This window comes from Sphingomonas sp. TF3, from assembly GCF_003985085.1.
In the GTDB taxonomy this organism is placed as follows: Bacteria; Pseudomonadota; Alphaproteobacteria; order Sphingomonadales; family Sphingomonadaceae; genus Sphingomonas.
Genome location: NZ_RWKS01000012.1, coordinates 36,831 through 61,626, shown reverse-complemented (window position 1 = coordinate 61,626; position 24,796 = coordinate 36,831). Strand labels below are relative to the sequence as shown.

Genomic DNA, 24,796 nt, shown 5'->3' with positions numbered 1-24,796 from the left:
ATTGTGCTCGACAGAGATGGGCTCGAAACGAACGGTGATGGCATGAAGATTGGGGTGGTGGCACCCGCACGCGGGATCGATGAAGCGCTGGCGGCGCGTGCGCTCGGGCTGGCGGCGGTGGCGATGCCCGAGGTCGATCTGGTGTTTCACCCGCAATGCTTCCTCAGCGAAGGGCATTTCGCCGGGTCCGACGCGGTGCGCGCGGCGGCGTTCCTGGAGGTCGCTAATGACCCCGCGTTCGATGCGATCTGGTTCGCGCGCGGCGGCTATGGCTCCAACCGCATCCTGCACAGCGTGATGCCGCAACTGGGCGCGGCGGCGCGGCGCAAGACCTATTTGGGGTTTTCCGACATGGGCTTCCTGCTCGGCGCGCTGTATGCCGCCAAGGTCGGACATCCGGTGCATGGGCCGATGGCGTCGGTTGCGGGCAGTGGAGACGGCGGTGCGGCGTTTGCGCGGTCCTTGCTGTGGCTGACGAAGAAGGATCGCAGCGTGCTCGAACCCGGCCTGGACGGGCGACCGGCGGCGGCGTTCAATCTCGCGATCCTGACCGCGCTGATCGGCACGCCGTGGCTGCCCGACCTCACCGATCATGTGCTGATCGTCGAGGAAGTGTCCGAGCCGCTCTACCGCGTTGACCGCATGTTGTTCACCATGGCCCATGCGACGCAGTTGAAGGGACTTGCGGGCGTCCGGCTGGGCCAGATCAGCGAAGTGCCGGACAATGATCCGCCCTGGGGCGAAAGCCTTGAAACGATGATCGCGCGCTGGTGCGGCGAGATGCGCGTGCCTTATCTCGGCCGCGCCGAGATCGGCCATGTTCGCAGCAATCGCGTGGTACCGTTCGGGGTGGCCTAAGCCGCGCGGGCAAAGGCCGGTCGGTCGTCGTCATTGGCGGAGGGCGGGGTGGCCCGGACGCCGCGCCGACGCCGCGCGCGCGGCGCACGGCGGGGCAGGAGACGGGCGATAATCGCGCGCCAACCCGCGCTGCCGCGCGTGGCGGTCGCGATCACCGCGGTCGTCAGAACAATGTCGATATAGGTCGACACGTCCCACAGCACGACCAGCGCCATGTCGAACGGCCCGGCGATCGCCAGCAACTCCGCACCGGCGATGAGGATGACGGCCGTCAGCATCAGAAAGATGAGGTGTCGACGCTCGATCCTGCCAAACACATCGCGTGTGATCGCCACCGTGCGATCCAACCACCGTGCGACCGCCGTTTCGGGGAAAAACTGCATCACGATGATCGTGTACACCAGCAATCCGGTTAGCATCATCCCGTTCCTTGGCCGACAGGCGAGCAATCTCCGCGGGTTTCGGCGCGCACCATAATGGGTCGCGTCGACAATCGGCAATGGCGGAGGGAGGCAAGATTTTCGTTTGCGCGCAACGCTTCCCGATAATTCCCCTACAATAACCGGGTCGGCGTCTTCGCAACTTGTGCGCAGACGATCTCTCTAGTTCTAAAGCATGATTTCAGGAGATCCTACGTGTATTGGTTTAAAGCGTCAGCGCCCGTCCGGTTGAAACTCCTTGTAGCCTTCGGGTTTTTCGTTGCTTTATTGGCCGTGACCACCTGCGCAATGTGGGTGAATCCCAAGGGCGCGTTACTGGTCGGCGTGATTGCCACCACGGTCGGCCTCGGGATGGCGCACTTTTTCCGCGAGGCGATCGCCGGCCCCTATGTCGCGACGGTCGTGCGGATGGAGGGGCTCGCCTCCGGCGATCTCCAGTCGCCGATCGAATTCACCGAATTCACCGATTGCGTCGGACGCATGACCAAGGCGATGTTCGCGTTTCGCGATAACGCCCAGAAGCAGGTCGTCATGAACGAAGAACTGGAGCAGAATTCGGAACTCAATGCGACGGTCACCAGGACGATGGTCGACAAGCTGGGGCGGCTTTCTAATGGCGACCTCACCGCAGATATTACGGAAAATTTCCCGGCGGCTTATGGGCCGATGAAGAATAGCTACAACGAGGCGCTTGGAAATTTGCGGACCTTGCTTGCTTCGGTCAAATCCAGCGCCAGCAACATTCAGGGCGGCTCGAACGAAATCGCCCAGGCAGCAAATGACATCGCGCGCCGCACCGAAAGCACGGCGGCAAGCCTGGAGCAGACCACCGCCGCGATCCAGCAGGTCGATACGCGGCTCAAGGCGACGGCCCTTGCCGCGTCGCAATCGGTCGAAACCTCGGAGCAAGCCAATGCGGCGGTGCTCGAAGGACGCGGGCGCACCGATGCCGCTGTGCAGGCGATGACGCGCGTGCTCGACAGCGCCAAGGGCATTGACGACGTGATTGGCGGGCTCGACAAGATCGCGTTCCAGACACGCGTTCTCGCCATGAACGCGGCGGTCGAGGCCGGGCGCGCGGGCGATGCCGGTCGCGGCTTTGCGGTGGTGGCCGATCTGGTCTCTGCGCTGGCGATGCGCGCCGAGGAAGAGGCCAAGCGCGCGCGCGACCAGCTGGGCGTCACGCGGGTCGATATCGGCGCAGCGGTCGATGCGGTACAGCAGGTGGACGAGGCATTCGGCGTCATCCTCACCTCGGGGGACCGTGTCACCGTTCTGGCCAAGCAGATCGCCAAGGATAATGAAGCACAGGCCGGCGCGATCACCGAAGTAAGCCTGGCCGTCCACGCGATCGACCGGTCGACGCAGGAAAATGCCGCGATGGTCGAGGAAACCTCGGCTGCCGCCCGCAATCTGACCGGCGAAGTGGGGCAGTTGTCCGCCCAGGCCGATCGTTTCCAGGTCGAGCAGGGCCGACGGATGCCCCCGCCGACGGCGCTGTTGGAAACGAGGGTCGGCGGTCATTGCTGAGCGCACGCATGCATGTACCCACGCGGGCCGGGCGGTGCGACCCTCCGGCCTGCAGGTGGCGGTAATTGGCGGAGGGTGACGGATCGCCCGCGCTTGCTTATATCGGCAGCCCCGGCTTAAGCGCCGGGGCTCCTATAAGCCAAAGAAAGATCCCATCCCGATGTCCGCCCTGTTCCGCATCTCGCTGCCCGACGGTTCCGTCCGTGAGGTAGCCCCGGGGACTACCCCCGCAGATGTGGCCGCAGCGATCGGGCCGGGGCTGGCGAAAGCGGCGATCGCCGCGCGCGTCGATGGCGAATTGCGCGACATCATGCGCCCGTTCGAAGGCGACAGCGCGCTCGCGCTGGTGACGGCGAAGGACGAGGCCGACGCGCTGGAACTGGCGCGGCATGATTATGCGCATGTGCTGGCGGAGGCGGTGCAGAACCTGTTTCCGGGGACGCAGATCACCTTCGGTCCCTCGACCGACGACGGCTTTTATTACGATTTCGCGCCGAAGGATCGCCCGTTCACCGACGAGGATCTGCCCGCGATCGAGGCTGAGATGCGCCGCATCATCGGCAAGGACGAGCCGCTGATCCGCGAAGTGTGGAGCCGCGCCGACCTGATCGCGCGCTGGACCGCGCAGGGCGAAAGCTTCAAGGCCGAATGGGCCGCCGAACTGCCTGAGGGCGAGGAACTGACGGTCTACAAGGCCGGCAAGGGTGACGACGCGTGGCTCGACATGTGCCGCGGGCCGCATCTGGCATCGACCGGCAAGCTTGATCCGCAGGCGTTCAAGCTGACGCGCGTTAGCGGCGCTTATTGGCGCGGCGACCAGAAGAATGCGATGCTCAGCCGTATTTACGGCACTGGCTGGCTGAACAAGAAGCAGCTCGACGCGCATCTGACGATGCTCGAGGAAGCGGCCAAGCGCGACCATCGCAAGATCGGCCAGGAAATGGACCTGTTCCATCTCCAGTCCGAAGCGCAAGGCAGCGTGTTCTGGCACCCCAAGGGCTATATGCTGTGGCGTCAGTTGGAGGCCTATATGCGCCGCCGGCTCGACGTAGCGGGCTATGTCGAGGTGAAGACCCCGCAATTGATGGACGCGCGCCAGTGGGAGCAGTCCGGCCATTGGGGCAAATATCGCGAGAACATGTTCGTCGTGCCCGACGAAATTCCGGGTACCGAGGATGACGCGGCGATCTTCAGCGGCACCGCCGATCTGATGGCGCTGAAGCCGATGAACTGCCCGGCGCATGTGCTGATCTTCCGCCAGGGCATTAAGAGCTATCGCGACCTGCCGATGCGCATGGCCGAATTCGGCTGCTGCCACCGCAACGAGCCGCATGGCGCGCTGCACGGCATCATGCGCGTGCGCCAGTTCACGCAGGACGACGCGCATATCTTCGTGCGCGAGGACCAATTGGTCGAGGAAGTGCAGCAATTTTGCGAATTGCTCGACAGCGTGTACCAGCATCTCGGCTTTTCCGACTACGCGGTGAAACTGGCGCTGCGCCCCGACAAGCGCTTCGGCAGCGACGAGATGTGGGACAAGGCCGAGGACGAATTGCGCCAGGCGGTGCTCGGCTCCAAGCTCAGCGAGACGATCAAGGCCAATTTCGAAGAACTGCCGGGCGAGGGGGCGTTCTATGCGCCCAAGCTCGAATTCCACCTGACCGATGCGATCGGGCGGACGTGGCAAGTCGGTACGATCCAGTCGGACCGCGTGCTGCCTGAGCGACTCGACGCCAGCTATGTCGGCGCGGATGGCGAGCGCCACCGCCCGGTGATGCTGCACCGCGCGATTCTGGGCACGTTCGAGCGCTTCATCGGCATCCTGATCGAGCACCATGCCGGGCGCTTCCCGCTGTGGCTGGCACCGGTGCAGGCGGTGGTCGCGACGATCGTGTCCGATGCGGATGGCTATGCCACCGAAGTGGCCGCGAAACTGGCGGCGGCGGGGATCCGGGTCGAGACCGATCTGCGCAACGAGAAGATCAACTATAAGGTGCGCGAGCACTCGCTGGCGAAGGTCCCGAACCTGCTCGTCGTCGGCAAGCGCGAGGCCGAAGAGGGCAAGGTCGCCTTGCGGCAATTGGGCAGCGACCGGCAGCAATTCCTGACGCTGGACGAGGCGATCGCGATGCTGACCGAGGCGGCCAAGGCCCCGGACCTGTGACGCTTTTACGGCAAGTTGGTCAAAGGGATACCCGTCACCCCGGCCTTGTGCCGGGGCCCACTTCTCCGCAAATCCTCCGGGATGTTTTGCGCGGTAGACCCCGGCACAAGGCCGGGGTGACGGAGAAGCGCTAGCCGACCTTTCGTTTTGCCCGAAAATCCCCTATATCAGTCCATCAACAACGACAGGAGCTACACCTATCCGTCCTCCCATGACCCGGCAGGCGCCGCCAATGAACGGCCCTCGCTTCAACGAATTCATTGTGTCGTCCAAGGTCCGCGTGATCGATCAGGACGGTGAAAATCTTGGCGTGATGTACACGCGCGAGGCGATGGAGCAGGCGCGCGAGGTCGGTTTGGACCTGGTCGAGGTGTCGCCCAACGCTGATCCGCCCGTCGCCAAGTTCCTCGATGTCGGCAAGTTCAAGTACGAGGCGCAGAAGAAAGCGAACCTCGCACGCAAGTCGCAAAAGACGCAGGAGATCAAAGAGATCAAGATGCGTCCCAACATCGATGACCACGATTACGACACCAAGATGAAGAAGGTGCTCGAGTTCATCGACGAAGGCGACAAGGTCAAGATCACTTTGCGCTTCCGCGGCCGTGAATTGAGCCACGGCCAGCTTGGCATGATCTTGCTCCAGCGTGTGCAGGCCGACGTGGCGGAAACCGCCAAGGTCGAAGCCTATCCGCGCATGGAAGGCCGCCAGATGCTGATGGTGCTCGCCCCGAAATAATAGGTCGGGCGGGCACCCTGCCCGCCCCGCGTCAGTCTGCGGGTGCTTCCCACAGCTCGATTGGGCGTCCCTCCGGATCGTGGACTCGGGCAAAGCGTCCGGTCGCCGGGTCGTCCCATTCGGGCTTGGTCAGAACGTCGATTCCCGCGCTGGTCAGATTGGCGATCAAGCCGTCCAGATCCGCCACACGCAGGTTGAGCATGAACTGTCGGTCTGCCGGAAAATAATCGGAATCGGCGGCGAATGGCGCGAATATAACGGGCCCGCCCTGTGCCAGCCAGGACCACGGGTCCGCCGTCGCTCCCTCGACCGAAACGCAACCCGCACCGACTCCGAGATGATCGCGATACCAGGCGGACAGCGCATCGGGATCCTTACTGCGCAAGAACAGGCCGCCAATGCCGAGTACGGGCATGCAATCCTCCTTGTGATGTCCTTTGCCCCGAGCTTCGCCGACGGCAGCGGGGCGACGGGCACGATATCACGGAATACGCCTCGCGAAAGCAGGAACGCAGCCAGCCGATCCCCTATAAAAGGCATGTTTCGCGCAGCATATCCGCTCACCCGGAACGCCGCTGCATTCGGCAAATCGACTTTCGAAATCAATGTTGTCGCGCTTCCGCGCCCTCTTCGGCTCCCGTCTATAATGCACTCAGGGTACCGAGGATTATGAGATGCGTTTGAATATCGGCCGTCGACTTCACCTTCTTACATTGGCGGCGCTCTGTGCGATGACGCTTGGTCTTGGCGTTGCATTGCTGCGGTTGGGCGGTGTCATGCTGCACGACGAGGCGATGCAAACCCGCGCAACCCTGGAAACCGCATATGGCGTGGTCGAGCAGTATCAGGCGCAGGAGGCCGATGGTCGCCTAACCCGTGAACAGGCGCAGGCCGGTGCGCTCTCCACCCTTCGCAGGATGCGCTACAGCGGCAAAGAGTATTTCTGGGTCAACGATCTGTTGCCCCGGATGATCATGCATCCGGTCAAGCCGGAACTGGAGGGCAAGGACCTTCGCCAGACCACCGACCCGGATGGGCGTTTTCCGTTCGTGGAGTTCGTCAAGGCGGCCGAGCGCAATCCGGACGGGGACTTTGTCGCCTATCGCTGGCCCAAGCCAGGCTCCGAGGCACCGCAACCCAAAATTTCGTTCGTGAAGAAGTTCGCGCCGTGGGGCTGGGTGATCGGCACCGGTGCCTATCAGACCGACGCCTGGGCGGCGATTTGGGGCGAAGCGTCCTTGCTGGTTGGCCTTGCGCTGCTCGGGATTCTGGCGATGGCGGCGCTGGGTTGGTTGCTCGCTCGCTCGATCGCCCGACCGCTCAACGCGCTGACCGCGCGCATGGGGGCGCTTCAGGCGGGCGATACCGCGACGGACATTCCCGGTCTCGCCAGGTCTGACGAATTGGGTGACATGGCGCGCGCCCTCGGCACCTTCCGCGACGTGGCGGTGGCCAAGGCAGCCGCCGATCGCGCCAAGGCGGCGGAAGATATCGCGCAGCATGCGGTGGTCGATACGCTTTCACGCCACTTGAAGGCGATGTCGGACGGAGATCTGACCGCGCAGATCCGCGAAGTGTTTCCGGATAACTATCAGGAGCTTAAGCAGAATTATAACGGCGCGGTCGGTGATCTGCGCGAGCTGATGGCCTCGGTCACCGATGCGTGTCACGGCATCCGCACCGGCTCCAACGAGATCGCGCTGGCGGCGGATGACCTCGCCCGGCGTTCCGAGGGCAATGCCGCCAGTCTCGAAAAGGCGTCTGCGTCGCTGACACAGATGGAGGGCGTGCTGGTGCAGACGGCGCGATCGGCGGGCCAGACCGTCGATCAGACCGAGCAAGCGGTGTCGAACGTGGTCGCCGGTCGCAACACCGCCGAGCATGCCGTGTCGGCAATGAGCCGTGTGCTGGACGGCGCGATGGGAATCGACAGCGTCATCGAAGGGCTGGACAAGATCGCTTTCCAGACGCGTGTTCTGGCGATGAATGCCGCGGTCGAAGCGGGGCGCGCAGGGGACGCCGGACGCGGCTTCGCCGTGGTCGCCGACCTGGTCTCGGCGCTGGCAATGCGGTCCGAAGAGGAGGCGAAGCGCGCGCGCGGGCAATTGACCGCGACCCAGGAGGATATCGGCACCGCCGTTGGTGCGGTGCAGGATGTCGATGGGGCGCTTTCCAATATTTCCGGCAGCGTGGAGCAAGTGTTGTCGCTGGTGTCACGCATGGCCGCCGAGAACCGCACACAAGCCACCACCATCAAGGAGATCGCAGGGGCAGTGAACGATATCGACCGGGCGACACAGCAAAATGCCGCGATGGTGGAGCAGACCTCCGCCGCCGCACGCAACCTGGCGACCGAAGTCGATGGCCTCGATCGCAATGCCAGCCGGTTCAAGACCCGCGATACCGACGGCGCGCGGGTGGGGGCCAAGGTCCGCGACCATCGCGGCGATGCCGGCGGCAGTTCCGCACGGCGGCCAAAGGCGATCGCATCGGGCGGATTTCAGGTGCATTGACCGGAGCGACGTGGATCGCCTGCGGGACAGGCCCTCGCAGCGATCCCGCCCCGGCAGACTTTACGCCGCGTCCGCCATACGCTCCCCCGCCGCCGCGCCGAGCAAGCGGCGCTCGATCGTCTTCAGCCGACTCGGCGCTGCAATCTTGTCGCCCGTCAAATCAGTCAGGTAGAAGGTGTCGACGGCGCGCTCGCCATAGGTGGCGACATGTGCCGAATGGATCGTCACCTTGGACTGGAACAGCGCGTGCGCCAGTTGGTGCAACAAGGCTGGCCGGTCACGCGCGTTGATTTCTATGACAGTGAAGCGGTTCGACGCCTTATTGTCGATCAGCACGTTGGGCGCGATCGCAAACGCTTCCGCGCGCGGGCGGGTCAGCGGCTTGGCCATCAGTCGGTCGATCATCTTGCCGCGATTTGGCAAGCGCGTCCGCGATCGCCTGTTTCAGCCGTGAGAGCTGCGCGCTCTCGTCGAACGGGCGACCAAAGGGATCCTGTACCAGGAAATTGTCGAGCGCCATGCCGTCGCGGGTGGTGTGGATGCGCGCGTCGATAATGTTCCCTCCGCCGACGCTGATCGCCCCGGCGATGCGGTAGAACAGCCCTGGATGGTCGGCGGCATAAACGGTGACCAGCGTCGCCCCGCGTTCGGGATAGACTTGCGCGGTGATCGACAATTGCGCGTCGCCCGCCTCGGCAATCAGCCGGGCGTTGCGGGCGATCACGTCCTCGGGTTCGGCCACCCAATAAGGTTCGGGCAAGCGGCGCACGAGATGGTCGAACTGCGCCGCATCCCAGCCCAGCAGCGCCTGTAACGCCTCCTGCTTGGCGGCGATCCGCTCGCCGCGCCCCTTTTGCTTGTGCCCGAGCCGCAGCACTTCCTCGGCGGATTCGTAGAGGTCCGACAGCAATTGCCGTTTCCACCCGTTCCACACGCCGGGGCCGACCGCGCGAATGTCGACGACCGTCAGCAGCAGCAACAACCGCAGCCGCTCGGGGCTTTGCACGGCTTCTGCGAAATCGAGGATGGTCTTGAAGTCGGACAGGTCGCGTTTGAACGCGGTCGCCGACATCAGCAGGTGATAGCGCACCAGCCAGGCGACGGTTTCGGTCTCGGCCGGGCTCAGCCCCAGGCGCGGGCACAGCCGGTGCGCGACCTCCGCCCCCAGCACCGAATGATCGCCACCGCGCCCCTTGGCGATGTCGTGCAGCAGCACCGCGACAAACAGCGCGCGGCGCGACACGATCTGTTTCAGCAGCACCGTGCACAGCGGATGGTCGGCCTCCAGCTCGCCATGCTCGATCCGGCTGAGCAGCCCGATCGCGCGGATGGTGTGTTCGTCGACGGTGTAGTGATGGTACATGTCGAACTGCATCTGCGCGACGACGCGGCCGAAATCGGGCACGAAACGGCCGAACACACCCGCCTCGTTCATCCAGCGCAGCACGGTTTCGGGGTCGCGCGGCGAGGTGAGCACCTCAAGAAACAGCGCGTTGGCGGTCGGATCTTGGCGGATGTCGTCGGCCAGCTTCGCGTCGCGCGCGGCGGCGCGCATCGCCAGCGGGTGGATTTCCAGCCCGTGTTTGTCGGCGAGCGCGAACAGCTCGATCAGCCGCACGGGCTTCTCAGCGAGAAAGCCGTCATTGGGGATGGCCAGCCGACCGCGCGTGAGGGTGAAGCCGTTCAGCTTGCGTGGGGAACGCCGCAGCGTCGGAAAGCCAAAGCGCCGCCCACGCGCCGCGAACTTCTCATCGAGATGTGCCAGGAACACACCGGTGAGGTCGCCTGCAGTGCGCGCCTGCAGGAAGTAATAATGCATGAAGCGCTCGACCTTGGATTTGCCGGGGCGATCGGCAAAGCGCATCCGCTCGGCAATTTCGCGCTGCAAATCGAAGGTCAGCCGGTCTTCCGCGCGGCCGGAAATGGCGTGGAGGTGGCAGCGCACCGCCCACAGGAAATTCTCGGCGCGGTAGAACTGGCGATATTCATCGCGGCTGAGCAGCCCGGCCTCGACCAGCTCGGCGGGTTCGGTGACGTTATAGGCATATTTGCCGATCCAGAAGAGCGTGTGCAGATCGCGCAGGCCCCCCTTCGCTTCTTTGACGTTGGGTTCGACGACATAGCGCGTGTCGCCCATCTTGTGGTGCCGCACGTCGCGCTCGGCGAGCTTGTCGGCGATGAACTGGCGTGCGGTGTCGGCCTGCACCTCGACCTTGAAGCGGCGCGCGGCCTCGTCATACAGCGCCTGATCGCCCCACACATAGCGTGCTTCGAGCAAGGCGGTGCGGATCGTCACGTCGCTTTTGGCCTGGCGCACCATCTCGTCGAGCGAGCGGCTGCTATGGCCGACTTTCAGGCCGAGATCCCACAGCGCATAGAGCATCGTCTCGATTACTTGCTCGGCCCAGGGCGGTTGTTTGCCGGGGGTCAGGAAGCCGACATCAACATCGGAATAGGGGGCCATTTCACCGCGCCCATAGCCGCCGACCGCGATGATCGTGATACGCTCGGCCGCGGTCGGATTGCTCATCGGATACAGGCGCTGGACGGTGAAATCGTAGAGCAAGCGGAGCAATTGGTCGATCAGGAAGGCCTGGCCCGCCGCTGCCTCCAACCCGCGCGAAGGATGTTCGATCAACCGCCGCCCGATCTCGGCACGCCCTGCGTCGAGCGCTTGCTTGAGCAAGGCGGTTGCCGCGTTCCGCAAAGTGTTGCGATCCCCCTCGAGCGCGGCAAGCGCATCGGCGACGGTACGCCGATCGATGATCGAACGGCGTTGCGGGAGGGTTTCAAAGCGTGGCGGCATGCGCTCCAGATAGGGGGTCGGGCGATCCGCGTCCACGCGCGATGCGCATGGGGCCGCAGCCCAACCTTGTCGTGCCGGGGTTTCATGATGCACAGTGTCGGAGGGTGGCGTGGTTTGATGGCAAGGGCCGGGATGCGCCGCGCCGCGCTTCTCGGGTGTAAGGGGCCAATGACCAATCTGCCATTCTCGCCGCTCGATCGACCGATCTGGCACAGTCTTACCGGCCGCCAGAACGCGCTGGCGATCGGCGACGGTCGCGCGCTGCGCTTCCGGCCTGACGTCAACCTGTTTGGCGAGGCCGCCGACGATTCCGCTGAGGCACTGGCGGCGTTAGCTGCGCTCGTCCCGGACGGCGGCACGCTCGGCCTGATCGGGGTGGGGCCAGCCGTGCCGCCGCCGGGGACGGCGATTGTATCGGAGCGGCGGCTCAACCAGATGGTCGCGACGCGGCTGCACCGCGCGGCGCGCGACGTGGAAATCGTGCGTCTGGGCGACGAGGATGCGCCCGAGATGCTGGCGCTGGCAACGCTGACCGCGCCGGGCCCGTTCTTCGCGGCGACGCATCTGCAAGGCGGCTATATCGGCGTGCGACGCGCTGGGCGGTTGGTCGCGATGGCGGGCGAGCGGATGAAGGTGCCGGGGTTCAGCGAAGTCAGCGCGGTCTGCACGCACCCCGATTTTCGCGGTCAAGGCTTTGCGCGCGCGTTGATGGAAGCGGTAATCGCGCCGCTGATCGCGGGGGGAGAGGGGGTGTTTCTCCACAGCTATCCCGACAATCCGGCGGTGGCGCTGTACCGCGCGCTCGGCTTCGAGACGCGGCGGGAGCTGATCTATACGGTGATCGCGCGGGGGTAGAATATCGAACATCGCCGCCAGGACTGCCGCCATGGTAACGCGCCGGTAAACCCTGTCGTGCCAGAGAGGCGGCGATGCAGATTCCGCCGATCCTGACGAAAAGCTGGAATCCCGGCTGGCGGACCTGCGCGATGGTCGTTCTGGCGGCGTTCGCCGTGCTGACGACCGCTATCGCGCTGCAGATGCCCTATCCCTCGACCTTTGACGAGCTGGCGCATGTGTCAGTCGCGCGGGCGCAATATGAACATCCCGCACCGTTTGCCGATGCTGCCCGCTATCGCATGCTCAGCCGGGACGATCCGACGCGGTGGACGGCGGCGGGCAATTACATCAACCATCCGCCGCTGTATTACATGGCGATCGGGCAGATTCTGCGGGTCACGTCCGACGTCCTTGTGCTGCGGCTTGCCAATGTCGCGCTGGCGCTTGCGGCGTTGGCGATCGGGCTTTGGGCGGGCGCGCGCTATCTGGCGGGCAACGGCGACCGGGCGGTGTTCGCGCTGCTGATCGCCTGCTTTCCCAAGGCGCCGCTGATCGGCGGGATCGTCAACAACGACAATCTGGCGAATGTCGCCGCGGCGATCGTCTTTGCCGGGCTGACCAGCGCAGGGGGCGGCGCGTGGCTGCTTGGCCTGGGGCTCGCGTTGGCGGGGTGGACCAAGCTGACCGCGCTCGTCTCGCTCGGCGCGGCGGTGATCGTTGCGCGCGGCTGGTCACTGGTGCGGGGGCGCAGCCCGTGGCGCTGTGCCGATCTCTGGCTGATTGCGCTTGGGGCCGCCATCGGGGCGCTGCCCTATCTCGTCACTTATGCGCGCACCGGCCATCTGCTTTACGTCAATGAGGCGGTGTATGGCGCAGCGCTGGCCGACCGGCCGCAGATCGACATTTGGGGCTATGCCGCGTTCTTTCTTGGCACGCTGGCCAATAAATGGCCGGCGGCGGAATATCAGGTGCCCGTCGCCGTTTCCGCGCTGTTGGCGCTGACACCGATCGCGTTGGCCATGGTGGGGAGCCGGGCCGACCAGCGTGTCGGCGCAATTGGTTGGCCCTTCCTGGCTGCGCTCGGGGTGACGCTGGTGATCCATTTCTGGTTCGGATGGAGCGCGTTCGAGCGGATCGGCGACCAGACGATCGCGCAGTCGCGTTATTATGCGGTGCTGTGGCCGGGCATTGCGCTGGCCGCAGCGAGCGGTCTCCGTGTGCTGGCGCGGCGTTCGCGCCCCGTCGCGATGCTGGCGGTGCTGATGATCCTGATTCCGACCGTGCCGGGGGGCGCGGTGGTGGCGCTGCTTTAACCCTGACGCGCGAGCGCCTTTAGCCGGTAGAGCGTTTCCAGCGCCTCGCGCGGGGTGAGCGCGTCGATGTCGAGCGCCTCTACCTCCGCCCGAATCGCGTCGGCTTGCTCTTCCTCCACCTCCATCGCGGCGGCAAAGAGCGGCAGATCGTCCAACCCCGCTGCCAGCCCACCGGTCTTGGCGCGGCCTGCTTCCAGCTTTGCCAACACCGCCTTGGCGCGCGCGATGGTGGCGGGCGGCAGACCCGCCAGCCGCGCGACCGCCAGGCCGTAGCTGCGATCGGCCGGGCCTTCGGACACTTCGTGCAGCAGCACCAGCTCGCCTTTCCACTCGCGGGCGCGGACGTGGTGGAGGGTGAGCGCGTCGCAGCGTTCGGCAAGGCGTGTCAGCTCGTGATAATGGGTGGCGAACAGGCAGCGGCAGCGATTGTCGTCATGGATCGCCTCGACCACCGACCAGGCAATGGCGAGCCCGTCATAGGTCGAAGTGCCGCGCCCGACTTCGTCGAGGATGACGAAGCTACGTGGCGTCGCCTGCGCCAGAATCGCGGCGGTCTCGACCATTTCGACCATGAAGGTGGAGCGTCCGCGCGCGAGATTGTCCGACGCGCCGACGCGGCTGAACAGCCGGTCGACCAGCCCTAGCGTCGCGCTGGTCGCGGGGACATAGCTGCCCGCTTGCGCCAGCACGGCAATGGCCGCGTTCTGGCGCAGGAAGGTCGATTTTCCGCCCATATTGGGGCCGGTGACGAGCCACAGCCGCGAGTCTTCCGACAGGCGGCAGTCATTGGCGACGAAGCGTTCGCCGCGCTTGGCCAGCGCATCCTCGACCACCGGGTGCCGCCCGCCGACAATGTCGAAACAGGCGTGATCGACCAGATCGGGGCGGGCCCAGCCGCCTTCCGCCGCGCGCTCGGCATGGCTGGCGGCTACATCGAGCCGGGCGAGCGCATCCGCGGTCGCCGCCACCGCCTCGCGCCGGTCGAGCGCGGCGGCGATCAGATCCTCGAGATGCGCTGCCTCGGCCGCCAATGCATGGGCACCGGCTTGCGTTACCTTGGCCGCGACTTCGTGCAGTTCGGGCGCGTTGAAGCGCACCGCGCCCGCCATCGTCTGGCGGTGGATGAAGCCGCTATCGGGCTTCATCAGACCATCGGCTGCGCGCGCGGGGACTTCGATATGATAGCCGAGCACGCCATTGTGACGGATCTTGAGCTGGGCGACGCCGGTCCGCGTGCGATAGTCGGCCTCGAGCGCGGCGATCGCGCGCCGGCCGCCCGCGCCCGCATCGCGCAGATCATCGAGCGCGGCGTCATAGCCCGCCGCGATATAGCCGCCGTCCGAGGCATCGATCGGGGGTGACGGCACGAGCGCGCGCGACAGCAAGTCGATCAGCGCGCCATGCCCGCGCAAGCGCGGGGCAAGATCCTTCAGCAGCGCAGGCGGTTGGTCGATCCGGTCGAGCCGCTCGCCCAGCCGCCACGCGCCATCGAGCCCGTCGCGCAATTGCCCGAGATCGCGTGGGGAGCCCCGCCCCGCCGCCAGCCGCCCGAGTGCGCGGCCGATATCGGCCATGCTGCGCAAAGTCCCCCGCAGCGACTCGCGCAGCCCCGAATCCTCGGTAAGCAGCGTGACCAGATCGTAGCGCGCCTCGATCCGGCTCCGTTCCATCAGCGGGGCGCCGAGATCGGCGGCGAGCAGGCGCGCGCCCGCCGCCGTCACCGTGCGGTCGATCGCGTCGAGCAAGCTGCCCTTGCGCGTGCCGCTCGTCGTCTGGGTCAGTTCCAGGCTTTCGCGCGTGGCAGCGTCGATCGCCATGTGCTGGGCGCTTTGCCCGAGGCGCGGCGGGCGCAGGAAGGGCATCGCGCCCTTGGCGGTGTGATCGAGATAGGCGACGAGTCCGCCCGCCGCCGACAAGGCGGCACGGTCGAACTGGCCGAAGCCGTCGAGCGTCGCGACGGCATACAGGTCCTTCAGCCGCGCCTCGCCGCGCGCGCTGTCGAACTCGCCGCGCGGGCGCAGCATCGTCGCGAGCTCGGCAAAGCCGCTCGCTTCCGACGCGATGGTCTCCGCCGGGGCGAGCCGGGCGAGTTCGGCACCCAATCCGGCGGCATCGCACGCGATCAGCTCGAACCGCCCGGTCGAAATGTCGGCAGCGGCAATCGCGACCGCACCGCCAACCTCGCCGATCGCCACGCACCAATTGGCGGCGCGCGCATCGAGCAGCGCCTCCTCGGTCAGCGTCCCCGCCGTTACCACGCGGACGATCGCGCGGGAGACCAACGTCTTGCCCGCGCGCTTCTTGGCTTCTGCCGGGCTCTCGGTCTGCTCGGCGATGGCGACGCGGTGCCCGGCCTTGATCAGCCGTGCGAGATAGGCATCGGCGGCATGGACTGGCACGCCGCACATCGGGATCGGCACGCCGTGATGCTCGCCGCGCGTGGTCAGCGCGATGTCGAGGCAGGCGGCGGCGACCTTCGCATCGTCGAAGAACAATTCGAAGAAATCGCCCATGCGGTAGAACAGCAGGCAATCCGCCGCCTCGGCCTTCAGCGCGAAATATTGCGCCATCATCGGGGTGGGAGCGGGGGTCGGTGCTGGCGCCATCGCCGTCTGATACCGCCCGCCCTCCCGAAAGGAAACCGCCGCGTCAGTGTCGCTGGTTGAGCGCGGCGAACACCGCGCCATACCGCCCCTCGCGCTCGGCATCGCGCAGGAATTTGACGCGCTCGACGGCGTTTTCGGGGCCGTGCGGGTTGGCTTCGAGCAGCGCCATCGTCTCGGCGATATAGGCGTCGAGCGGCATCGAATTGGGGTTTTCGGCATGACCCGGCATCAGATCGGTCGCGACGGCGGGGGGCGCGATTTCGATCACGTCGATTCCCGTATCGGCGAGCTGTGCCCGCAAGGACTGCGACCAGCTATGGATCGCCGCCTTGGTGGCACTATAGGTCGGCGTCGCCACCAGCGGTACGAAGGCGAGACCCGACGATACGGTGAGGATCGCGGCGTTGGGCTGCTTGCGCAGGTGCGGCAGCAAGGCCGCGGTCAGCCGGATCGGCCCCAGCAGGTTGGTCGCGATCATCGCCTCGGCGTCGCTCAGGTCATAGGGCTGCGCGGTCATATCTTCGGCGCGCATGATCCCCGCATTGTGGATCACGACGTTGAGGGCCGGGTGCTCGCTGGCGATCGTGTCGGCGAAGCGCGCAATGTCGGCCGCGTCGGCGACGTCGAGCAAGGCGGTGCTGATTCCCGGCAGGTCGCGCGCCAGCGCGTCGAGCGGCTCGGCGCGACGGCCGGCGACGATGACGTGGTTGCCGCGCGCGTGAAATTGCTCGGCGAGCGCACGGCCGATGCCGGTGCCGCCGCCGGTGATGAGGAGGGTGTTGCCGCTGATATTCATGGTTGCTCTTCCCGTTCGATTGTTGACACGGCGCGTAAAAGCTGCGCGTTCGATTGGAAAGTAGGCACGCAAAAGTGCGGTACTTACCGACAGGAAACCAATGGCCGTTTCGCACCAATATCCCGAAAATCTCGATCCGCGCGTCGAGGCTCTGGTCACGGAAGTGATCGGTCGCGTCGCGGACAAATGGACGATGATCGTGCTGGAGGTGCTGACCGAACATGGCGAACTGCGCTTCTCGCGTCTGGCGCAGCTTGCCGAGGGCATCAGCCAGAAGATGTTGACACAGACGTTGCGTCAGATGGAGCGCGACGGCCTGGTGATCCGGACGATCCATCCGGTGATCCCTCCAAAAGTCGAATATCGGCTGACCGAACTCGGTTTCACGCTGGCCGAGGCGTTTTGCGGCGTGTGGGTGTGGGCGGCGGACAATGTCGACCGCATCGCCGAGGCGCGTCGGTCCTTCGATAGTCGTAACGGCAACTAGAGCCGTTCCCATTCTCCCAAACTGTTTCTAAGACGACGCCGATCCAGGAGGCCGCCCCCATGACTGCAGACTCGAACGTCCAATTTTCCGAGCGTGAGGCGCTCCTGTTTCATTCGGAAGGCCGACCGGGCAAGATCGAGATCGTCGCGTCCAAGCCGATGGCGACGCAGCGTGATCTGGCGTTGGCCTATTCGCCCGGCGTCGCGGTGCCGGTGCTGGCGATCGCCGCCGATCCGAGCCTGGCTTATGATTACACCGCGAAGGGCAATCTCGTTGCGGTCATCTCGAACGGTACCGCCATTCTCGGGCTCGGCAATCTCGGCGCGCTCGCGTCCAAGCCGGTGATGGAAGGCAAAGCGGTGCTGTTCAAGCGCTTCGCCGATGTCGACGCGATCGATATCGAGCTGAAGACCGAGGATGCCGACCGGCTGATCGATGCGATCGAGCTGATGGAGCCGAGCTTTGGCGGGATCAATCTGGAGGACATCAAGTCGCCGGAATGCTTCATCATCGAACAGACCTTGCGCCAGCGCATGAACATCCCGGTGTTCCATGACGACCAGCACGGCACCGCGATCATTTGCGCGGCGGGGCTTATCAACGCGTTGTTCCTGACCGGCCGTGACATCAAGGACACCAAGGTGGTGATGAACGGCGCGGGCGCGGCGGCGATCGCGTGCGCCGAGCTGATCAAAGCGATGGGCCTGCCGAGCGACCAGTTGACGATGGTCGATCTTGGTGGGGTGATCTACCAGGGGCGGGCCGATATCAATCAGTGGCAGTCGGCGCATGCCGTGGCCACCGAGAAGCGCACGCTGACCGAGGCGCTCGATGGTGCGGATGTGTTCGTCGGTCTTTCAGCCGCCGGGGCGCTGCCGGCGTCGGACCTGCTCAAGATGGCCCCCAAGCCGATCATCTTCGCGATGGCCAATCCCGATCCGGAGATCACCCCGCCCGAGGCGAAGGCGGCTCGGCCCGATGCGATCATCGCCACGGGGCGGTCGGACTATCCGAACCAGGTCAATAACGTGCTTGGCTTCCCGTTCATCTTCCGCGGCGCGCTCGACGTGCGCGCGACGACGATCAACGATGAAATGAAGCTGGCGGCCGCGCGCGCGCTGGCGGCGTTGGCGCGGCAACAAGTGGCCGAGGAAGTGGCGGTTGCTTACGGTGTGCGCCACACCTTCGGCCCCGATTACATCATCCCGGCACCGTTCGACCCGCGGCTGATGGAAATCGTGCCGGTCGCGGTGGCCAAGGCGGCGATGGATTCGGGCGTTGCGACCAAGCCGATCCTCGATCTGGAGGCCTATCGCCAGACGCTGAAGGCACGGCTCAACCCGACCACTTCGGTGCTGACGCTCGCGTATGAAGGTGCCAAGGCACATCCCAAGCGGGTGTTGTTCGCCGAGGGCGAGGAAGAAGTCGTGCTGCGTGCGGCAATCGCGTTCAAGGACGGTGGCTATGGCACGCCGGTGCTGGTCGGCCGCGATGATGTGCCCGAACGGTTGCGCGCGCTCGGGGTCAATGATCCCGACAGCTATGAATTGCACAACAGCCGCAATTCGCCGCTGGTGCCGCGCATGGTCGACTTCCTCTACGAACGACTGCAGCGGCGCGGCTATCTGCGGCGCGACTGCGAGCGGATGATCAACCAGGATCGCAACATCTTCGGCGCGGTGATGCTGCAACTCGGCGAAGCCGACGCGATGATCACCGGCATCACGCGCACCTATGCGCATACAATGCGCGAAATCCGCCGTGTGATCGATCCCGAGGCGGGGCGCACCCCGTTCGGCATTCATTTGATGGTCGGGCAAAGCCACACGGTCTTCATGGCCGACACCACCGTGAACGAGCGCCCCAATGCCGAGGAACTGGCGGATATTGCCGAGCAGACGGCGCTCGTCGCCAAGCGCATGGGGCATGAGCCGCGCGTCGCCTTCCTCAGCTATTCGACCTTTGGCAACCCCGAAGGCAATTGGCTCGACGATATCCGCGCGGCGGTGAAGGTACTCGACAAGCGGCAGGTCAGTTTCGAATATGAAGGCGAAATGGCACCCGATGTCGCGCTCAACCCCAAACAGCTTGCCAATTATCCGTTCGCGCGCCTCTCGGGGCCAGCCAATGTGCTGATCATGCCGGGGCTGCAATCGGCCAATATTTCGGCCAAGTTGCTCCGCGAATTGGGCGGCGATGCAGTGATCGGGCCGATGCTCGTCGGGATGGAGAAATCGGTGCAGATCGCGCCGATGACCTCGACCGCGAGCGAACTCGTCACTCTGGCGGTGCTGGCGGCGGGCGGTATCGCCCGATAATGCAGCGATAGCGATGCCGGACGCGGGGCTTTTCTTATGGGAAGGCCGCCGCTTCCTGCTGCGCGCGCTCGCCACGGGCGCGCTCGACGAGAGATTTCGGAAAGCCCTAAAATAGAATTGAGGATTTTTGCTTCTGGTGTCGTCACACACATAACGGGGGATTGGCGTATTCCATACTGACCCGTCGGCACGACATTAGGAAACGACAATTGGCGTCTTCCCAAAGAGTACGGCAGGGGAACCCGATCGCCGGTTTTGCGTGCCTTGAAGCCTCTTACGCGTGCCCGGCAGGAGCGGATTTGTGAGCATTCCGATCTGGGTCACAGCGATGCTGGCGACCAGCACGCCGGTGGACGATCGCGACCTGCAGGTCACTCAGCCCGAACAGGTTGTGGCGGCCAGCATGCTGGCGTCGCCGACGGTGCCGCTCGCCGATCCGCAGACCGCAAGCCTTGTCGCAACCGACGAAGCGGCAGTGGTGTCGGCCGCGCCGCCGCCGATGGAAGAGCCGCAAGACATCGTCGTTACGGCCCGTTCGCGAAATACCGCAAACGACCCTATCGCTGCGATCAACACCGAATCCTTCAAGGCGACGCAGGAGGTCGACCGTGCCTTTGTCGGGCCGCTGGCGCTGGCTTATAAGCACAGCGTGCCAGTGCCGGTCCGCAGCGGCATCCGCAACTTCCTGTACAATCTGCGCGAGCCGATCGTGTTCGTGAATTTTCTGCTCCAGCATAAAGCGGGCAAGGCCGCCGAGACGCTGGGGCGGTTCGTCGTCAATTCCACCGTCGGGGTCGGCGGCCTTTTCGATATGGCCAAGCGTCGCCCGATCCATTTGCCGCGGCGCCCGAATGGCTTTGCCGACACGCTCGGTTTTTACGGCGTGAAGCCTGGGCCTTTCCTGTTCTTGCCGCTGATAGGGCCCACCACGCTGCGCGATTTGGTGGGGGATGCGGTCGATCGGCTGGTGCTGCCGCTGGGGATTGGAAAGCCCTTTAACAGGGCCGCCTTTACTCTGCCGGTCAGCGTCCTCGGGGTGCTTGACCGGCGCGCTGAGAATGACGAACTGTTCCACCAGCTTCATAACGGACCGACCGACCCGTATGTGGCGACGCGGACCTTCTATCTGCAGCGGCGTCAAGCCGAGATCGACGCTCTGCATGGCAAGTACCACGTCGTACCGTTGCCGCCCCCGCTACCGTCGGCAGCAGGGGCCAACGCCAAGCCTTAAATGGCGGGTGCCCGCTTCGGCGGGGTGTCCGCCGACAAATGGTGCGCCAAGGTTACCCGGGTGCCCGGGTCGGCGTCCGACACGGTGACGCTGGCATCCATCTGTTTGGCAAGCGCCTGCACGATATTCGTGCCCAACCCGGCCTTGGAAGGGCCTGGCTGCTTTGTAATGCCGATCCCGTCGTCGCTTACCGAGAGCGACCAGTCCGCGCCGCTACGCATATAATCGACCGCGATCTTGCCGTGTCGTCCATCAGGAAACGCATGCTTGAGCGCGTTGATCACCAGCTCTGTCACCACCAGACCAAGGCTGACCGAAATATTGGCCTGGACCTGTTCGCGGGCACTCGTCACTTCGATCGAAATCTGCTCGTGATCGTGGATCATCGATGCCCCGATGCTCTCGCACAATTGGTGAAGGTACGGACCGACATCGACCTTGTCGAGCGAGGCGACCGCCAATTGCCGCTGGATCGCCGCGACCGACATCACGCGGCTGTGCGCGTCCCGCAAATGCCCGCGCACCTCTTCCGACTGAACCTTGCGGGCACTCTGCAGCAATACGCTGGCGATGATCTGCAAACTGTTCGCGACGCGGTGCTGCAATTCCTGCAGCAACACGCTCTTGTCATGAACCAGATCGTCATTCATTTTTTCGGCGATGCGAGCATCGGTGACGTCCGATATGGCAAGCAACAGGCGCGGTTCGGTGCCCACGCCATAACTCAGCTTATGCGCGTTCAGGACTAGGCACCGTGTGCCAAGGCCGGGGCGCTTCAAGTCGAATTCGTAATTCTTGACTTCAGCGAGCCCGGACGCCGTTGCCTTGAGCAGCGATTGCAGTTGCGGAATGGCCCATTCGCCGTTGCCCAGATCGGCAAAGGTTTTGCCGACGATCGTTTTGGGATCGATGTCGAAGGCTGCGCAAAAGGCGTCGCTGGCGACGATGACGGCGCGATTTTCGTCCAGCAACAGCACGGGCGCGTGGGAGGAGCCAACCACCGCGAGGGCAAGATTGAGGCCGAGTTCGGCATCGGGAGAAACGGGAGACGGCATCGGAACCCTTTCGGTCCCGGGCGTTCCGTGTGGACGCTATTCGGGCGCGGTCACAGCGGGCCGGTGGGTGTATGTACCATGGGCGTGCCGATTCCCGGCACCAATTCGTCCGCGCGCGCCATCGAGCGTGGGCAACGTCCGCCGTTTGTGACTGCCGTACCAATGGCATAAGGCGACGATCGGCGCTGGATCGTCGCCGATCCCCGCACGTTCAGGCGGCTGCGTTGCGGGATTGCGGCGGCGGATTCGAAAGGAATGCAATGGCGGACGTTCAGCTCAAACTTGACCATAGCAGCGTTATTCTGCGGCCTGACCCATCGCGTACGGTCGTGCGGCCGTTTTCGCTCGACTATCCGACGCAATTTCAGCGGGAAGGGCACAGCCGCGCGCAGGCGATCGTCGATCGCGTGCTGACGTTGACCGGAGATGCGCTGGCGGCGGAGTTGGCGTTGATCGTGGACTCGCTGGATGAGCGGCACCGCGATGTCGATGCGATGTTGCTGCGGCGTTATGATGAGATCGCTGGCGCTTTGCCGGTGCCGCCAGTGGCATCGGAGGGGCAACGCCGCTTGATCGGGGCGTATTTCAGCGAAGAATTTTCGTATGAGGCGGCCGCCTTGTTCAACCCGAGCGCGGTCGTAGCGCCCGACCAGACGGACGTCGAGGCGGGCGCGGTGCGCTTTGTCCTGTCGTTGCGCGGCATTGGCGAAGGGCATGTTTCCTCTGTCGCATTTCGCACCGGCACTTGGCTGCCCGGCGGCGCGCTCAAGATCGATCCGCCAAGCCTGGTTGCCGTGCCGCCGATCATCGATGGCACCGATGTCGATGCTGGGGCGGTGACGATGCTGCGTTGCGGGGGTAGTCGCGATATTTCCGAGACGGTGCTGTTCCCGGTACTGCCAAGCCAACGCCAGGGGATTGAGGATTTGCGCCTCGTCCACTTCACCGAGGAAGATGGCAGCGCGACCTATTACGGCACCTATACCGCCTTCAGCGGAGCCGCAGCGCGCCCGGAATTGCTGTCGAGCGATGACTTTCGCAGCTTCACGATGCGGGCGCTGACGGGGGACGCAGCGGGGGCTAAAGGCATGGCGCTGTTTCCCCGCCGCGTCGGCGGGCGATTCATGATGCTGGGGCGCCAGGATAGCGAGAGCATCTGGCTGCATGCCTCCGACGACATTCTGCATTGGGCGGGCGGCGGCAAGATCGTCTCGCCGCGTTACCCGTGGGAGTTTGTGCAGATGGGCAATTGCGGCTCGCCGATCGAAATCGACGAGGGCTGGCTGGTGTTCACCCACGGCGTCGGGATGGTGCGCAATTACTGTGTCGGCGCGTGCCTGCTCGACAAGGCCGACCCGTCACGCCTGCTGGCGCGCACGCCCGCGCCGATCCTTACGCCAAGCCCGCTCGAGCGCGACGGCTATGTGCCTAATGTGGTGTATAGCTGTGGCGTGCTGGCGAAAGGGCGCGATCTGCTGATCCCGTATGGCGTGGCCGACAATTTCACGGCGTTCGCCACGACCACGGTCGACCAATTGCTCGCGGCGATGGCCTAGTCAGCCTTCATAAAGCCGCGCCCGCTATTATATTTGGCTGGTGAACACGCTTCCGGATCTTGGGCCGCACGGCTCGCTCTATCTGCTGGTCGTCGCTGTCGTGGCGGTGATGGTGCTTGCGCGGCGTATTCCGGTGATTGGGCGGTTCCTCGCTTTTGCGATGACCGCCGGATGCCTGGTGCTGGTCGCTTTGCTGCTGATGGAGCGCGCGCCGTTCGACCCGACCTTCGCCCGCGTGGCGCAGCGCTTCGAGCTTGGCGGGCAGCGCGTGGTCGGCAAGGAGATGCGTGTGCCGATGGCGGCGGACGGGCATTTCTGGGTGCGGGTGAAGCTGGGCGGGATCGAACGGCGGATGCTGGTCGACAGCGGGGCGACCGTGACCGCGATTTCGGCGGACACCGCCGCGGCTGCGGGGATCGAGCCGAGCGATTCGCTGATGCCGGTAATGATGCAGACCGCCAATGGCACGGTGGCGGCGCAAACCGCGACAGTGCCGGAACTGCGCATCGGCAATGTCGTTGCGCGCGATTTGACGGTGGTGGTGTCGCCCGCCTTTGGCGACATGAACGTGGTGGGGATGAACTTCCTGTCGCGCCTCAAATCCTGGCGGGTGGAGGACGGGGTCATGATTTTACAGCCGCATCACCCAACCAATGCCCTGTCCCCTGGCGAGAGCGAAGCGGCCCGCCCGGCTTAGTCGGGTGGAGAGGGAGGGGACGACGCTGGCGTCACCCCCACCCCGAGCACCAGCCGGTCTTAGGCGTCGATGCTTGTGCCTAGTGCTGCATGGACCAGTCCGCCATCGACGGTGATGGTATCGCCCACCACATAATCGCCTGCGCGACTGGCGAGGTAGATCGCGGCACCCGCCATATCCTCATCGACGCCGATGCGTTTGGCGGGGATGCTCTGCGCGATCGCCGAACCGTGGTCGCGCGCAGCCTTGTTCATCTCGCTGGCAAAGGCACCCGGCGCGATCGAGGTGACGTTGATATGATCGGTGATGAGCCGCGCCGCCATCCGCTTGGTGAGGTAGATCAGCGCCGCTTTTGACGCCTGATAGCTGTACGTCTCCCACGGGTTCAACCGCTGTCCGTCGATCGAGGTGATGTTGATGACCTTGGCGGGTCGTCCCGCGCTGGCGGCCGCTTTTAGCGGGGCGTGCAGCGCCTGGGTCAGGAAGAAGGGCGATTTGACGTTGAGGTCCATCACCTTATCCCAGCCTTTTTCCGGGAACACCTCGAACGGCTCGCCCCAGGCGGCGCCCGCATTGTTGACCAGAATGTCGAGCCGATCGGTATGCTCGGCCAGTTGCGCGGCGAGCGCCTTGCATCCCGCAACCGTGGACACGTCCTGCGGCAGCGCGATGCACTTCTCGCCCAGTTCCGCCGCAGTTTCGAAACAGGCATCGGCCTTGCGCGACGAGATATAGACGGTCGCGCCTTGCGCGATGAAGCCGGTCGCGATCATCTTGCCGATGCCGCGCGAGCCGCCGGTGACAAGGGCGATGCGGCCGTCCAGGCGGAACAGGGTAGTGGTGTCCATGTTTC

The 24,796-nt window shown here is 64.9% G+C and carries 18 protein-coding genes and 1 pseudogene; 12 read left to right on the top strand and 7 right to left on the bottom strand.

The annotated features are described in order from the left end of the window. Nucleotides 1–42: 42 nt before the first annotated feature. Nucleotides 43–858, top strand: coding sequence for an LD-carboxypeptidase (locus EJC47_RS12390; RefSeq protein ID WP_126848076.1), 816 nt, complete (start codon nt 43–45; stop codon nt 856–858). Here the strand turns inward: EJC47_RS12390 and EJC47_RS12385 are convergent. Then, the gene (locus EJC47_RS12385) at nt 855–1,277 is read right to left on the bottom strand and encodes a hypothetical protein (RefSeq protein ID WP_260591561.1); all 423 of its coding nucleotides are present in this window, start codon (nt 1,275–1,277) and stop codon (nt 855–857) included. The genes EJC47_RS12390 and EJC47_RS12385 overlap by 4 nt on opposite strands. 294 nt (nt 1,278–1,571) lie before the next feature. Between EJC47_RS12385 and EJC47_RS12380 the strand changes: the two genes are divergently transcribed. From EJC47_RS12380 to infC, 3 genes are all read left to right on the top strand, one after another. Next, on the top strand, nt 1,572–2,828 hold the full coding sequence (locus EJC47_RS12380) for a methyl-accepting chemotaxis protein (RefSeq protein ID WP_312845343.1): 1,257 nt from the start codon (nt 1,572–1,574) through the stop codon (nt 2,826–2,828). Nucleotides 2,829–2,988: 160 nt separating this feature from the next. Next, on the top strand, nt 2,989–4,992 hold the full coding sequence (thrS, locus tag EJC47_RS12375; protein WP_126848072.1) for a threonine--tRNA ligase: 2,004 nt from the start codon (nt 2,989–2,991) through the stop codon (nt 4,990–4,992). Between the two features lie 232 nt (nt 4,993–5,224). After that, nucleotides 5,225–5,728 carry a translation initiation factor IF-3 gene (gene infC, locus EJC47_RS12370; protein WP_231565245.1) on the top strand — a complete coding sequence of 168 codons (504 nt, stop codon included), beginning with the start codon at nt 5,225–5,227 and terminating at the stop codon, nt 5,726–5,728. Between the two features lie 31 nt (nt 5,729–5,759). Here infC and EJC47_RS12365 read toward each other — a convergent pair whose 3' ends face one another. Continuing rightward, on the bottom strand, nt 5,760–6,143 hold the full coding sequence (locus tag EJC47_RS12365; RefSeq protein WP_126848060.1) for a VOC family protein: 384 nt from the start codon (nt 6,141–6,143) through the stop codon (nt 5,760–5,762). Nucleotides 6,144–6,402: 259 nt separating this feature from the next. Between EJC47_RS12365 and EJC47_RS12360 the strand changes: the two genes are divergently transcribed. Continuing rightward, on the top strand, nt 6,403–8,241 hold the full coding sequence (locus EJC47_RS12360) for a methyl-accepting chemotaxis protein (RefSeq protein ID WP_126848058.1): 1,839 nt from the start codon (nt 6,403–6,405) through the stop codon (nt 8,239–8,241). 60 nt (nt 8,242–8,301) lie between these two features. On the opposite strand, the pseudogene EJC47_RS12355 reads toward EJC47_RS12360, so the two are convergent. Then, nucleotides 8,302–11,047 (bottom strand): annotated as a pseudogene (locus EJC47_RS12355) ([protein-PII] uridylyltransferase). 168 nt (nt 11,048–11,215) lie between these two features. On the opposite strand from EJC47_RS12355, the gene EJC47_RS12350 reads away from it, so the two are divergent. Then, nucleotides 11,216–11,902 carry a GNAT family N-acetyltransferase gene (locus EJC47_RS12350; protein ID WP_126848055.1) on the top strand — a complete coding sequence of 229 codons (687 nt, stop codon included), beginning with the start codon at nt 11,216–11,218 and terminating at the stop codon, nt 11,900–11,902. A 74-nt stretch (nt 11,903–11,976) separates the two neighbouring features. Beyond that, nucleotides 11,977–13,197, top strand: coding sequence for a hypothetical protein (locus EJC47_RS12345; RefSeq protein WP_126848053.1), 1,221 nt, complete (start codon nt 11,977–11,979; stop codon nt 13,195–13,197). Here EJC47_RS12345 and mutS read toward each other — a convergent pair. Together mutS and EJC47_RS12335 are read right to left on the bottom strand one after the other, a co-directional pair. Further along, nucleotides 13,194–15,770, bottom strand: a complete 2,577-nt coding sequence (gene mutS / locus EJC47_RS12340) for a DNA mismatch repair protein MutS (RefSeq protein WP_126848204.1) — start codon at nt 15,768–15,770, stop codon at nt 13,194–13,196. The genes EJC47_RS12345 and mutS overlap by 4 nt on opposite strands. 76 nt (nt 15,771–15,846) lie before the next feature. Then, a complete protein-coding gene (locus tag EJC47_RS12335) occupies nt 15,847–16,599 on the bottom strand; it encodes an SDR family oxidoreductase (protein ID WP_126848051.1) in 753 nt (250 codons plus the stop codon). Between the two features lie 100 nt (nt 16,600–16,699). On the opposite strand from EJC47_RS12335, the gene EJC47_RS12330 reads away from it, so the two are divergent. From EJC47_RS12330 to EJC47_RS12320, 3 genes are all read left to right on the top strand, one after another. After that, a complete protein-coding gene (locus tag EJC47_RS12330) occupies nt 16,700–17,086 on the top strand; it encodes a winged helix-turn-helix transcriptional regulator (protein WP_033966291.1) in 387 nt (128 codons plus the stop codon). Between the two features lie 59 nt (nt 17,087–17,145). Next, on the top strand, nt 17,146–19,404 hold the full coding sequence (locus EJC47_RS12325) for an NADP-dependent malic enzyme (RefSeq protein WP_033966292.1): 2,259 nt from the start codon (nt 17,146–17,148) through the stop codon (nt 19,402–19,404). 301 nt (nt 19,405–19,705) lie between these two features. Continuing rightward, a complete protein-coding gene (locus EJC47_RS12320; protein ID WP_126848048.1) occupies nt 19,706–20,635 on the top strand; it encodes an MlaA family lipoprotein in 930 nt (309 codons plus the stop codon). On the opposite strand, the gene EJC47_RS12315 is transcribed toward EJC47_RS12320, so the two are convergent. Continuing rightward, nucleotides 20,632–21,690 carry a sensor histidine kinase gene (locus EJC47_RS12315; RefSeq protein ID WP_126848046.1) on the bottom strand — a complete coding sequence of 353 codons (1,059 nt, stop codon included), beginning with the start codon at nt 21,688–21,690 and terminating at the stop codon, nt 20,632–20,634. The two genes, EJC47_RS12320 and EJC47_RS12315, sit on opposite strands and share 4 nt — an antisense overlap. A gap of 260 nt (nt 21,691–21,950) precedes the next feature. Here EJC47_RS12315 and EJC47_RS12310 point away from each other — a divergent pair, with 260 nt between their 5' ends. Together EJC47_RS12310 and EJC47_RS12305 are read left to right on the top strand one after the other, a co-directional pair. Then, on the top strand, nt 21,951–23,246 hold the full coding sequence (locus EJC47_RS12310) for a glycoside hydrolase family 130 protein (protein ID WP_126848044.1): 1,296 nt from the start codon (nt 21,951–21,953) through the stop codon (nt 23,244–23,246). A gap of 40 nt (nt 23,247–23,286) precedes the next feature. After that, on the top strand, nt 23,287–23,943 hold the full coding sequence (locus tag EJC47_RS12305; RefSeq protein ID WP_126848043.1) for a retropepsin-like aspartic protease family protein: 657 nt from the start codon (nt 23,287–23,289) through the stop codon (nt 23,941–23,943). 59 nt (nt 23,944–24,002) lie between these two features. Here the strand turns inward: EJC47_RS12305 and EJC47_RS12300 are convergent, their stop codons facing one another. Further along, on the bottom strand, nt 24,003–24,791 hold the full coding sequence (locus tag EJC47_RS12300; RefSeq protein WP_126848041.1) for an SDR family oxidoreductase: 789 nt from the start codon (nt 24,789–24,791) through the stop codon (nt 24,003–24,005). Nucleotides 24,792–24,796: the final 5 nt, after the last annotated feature.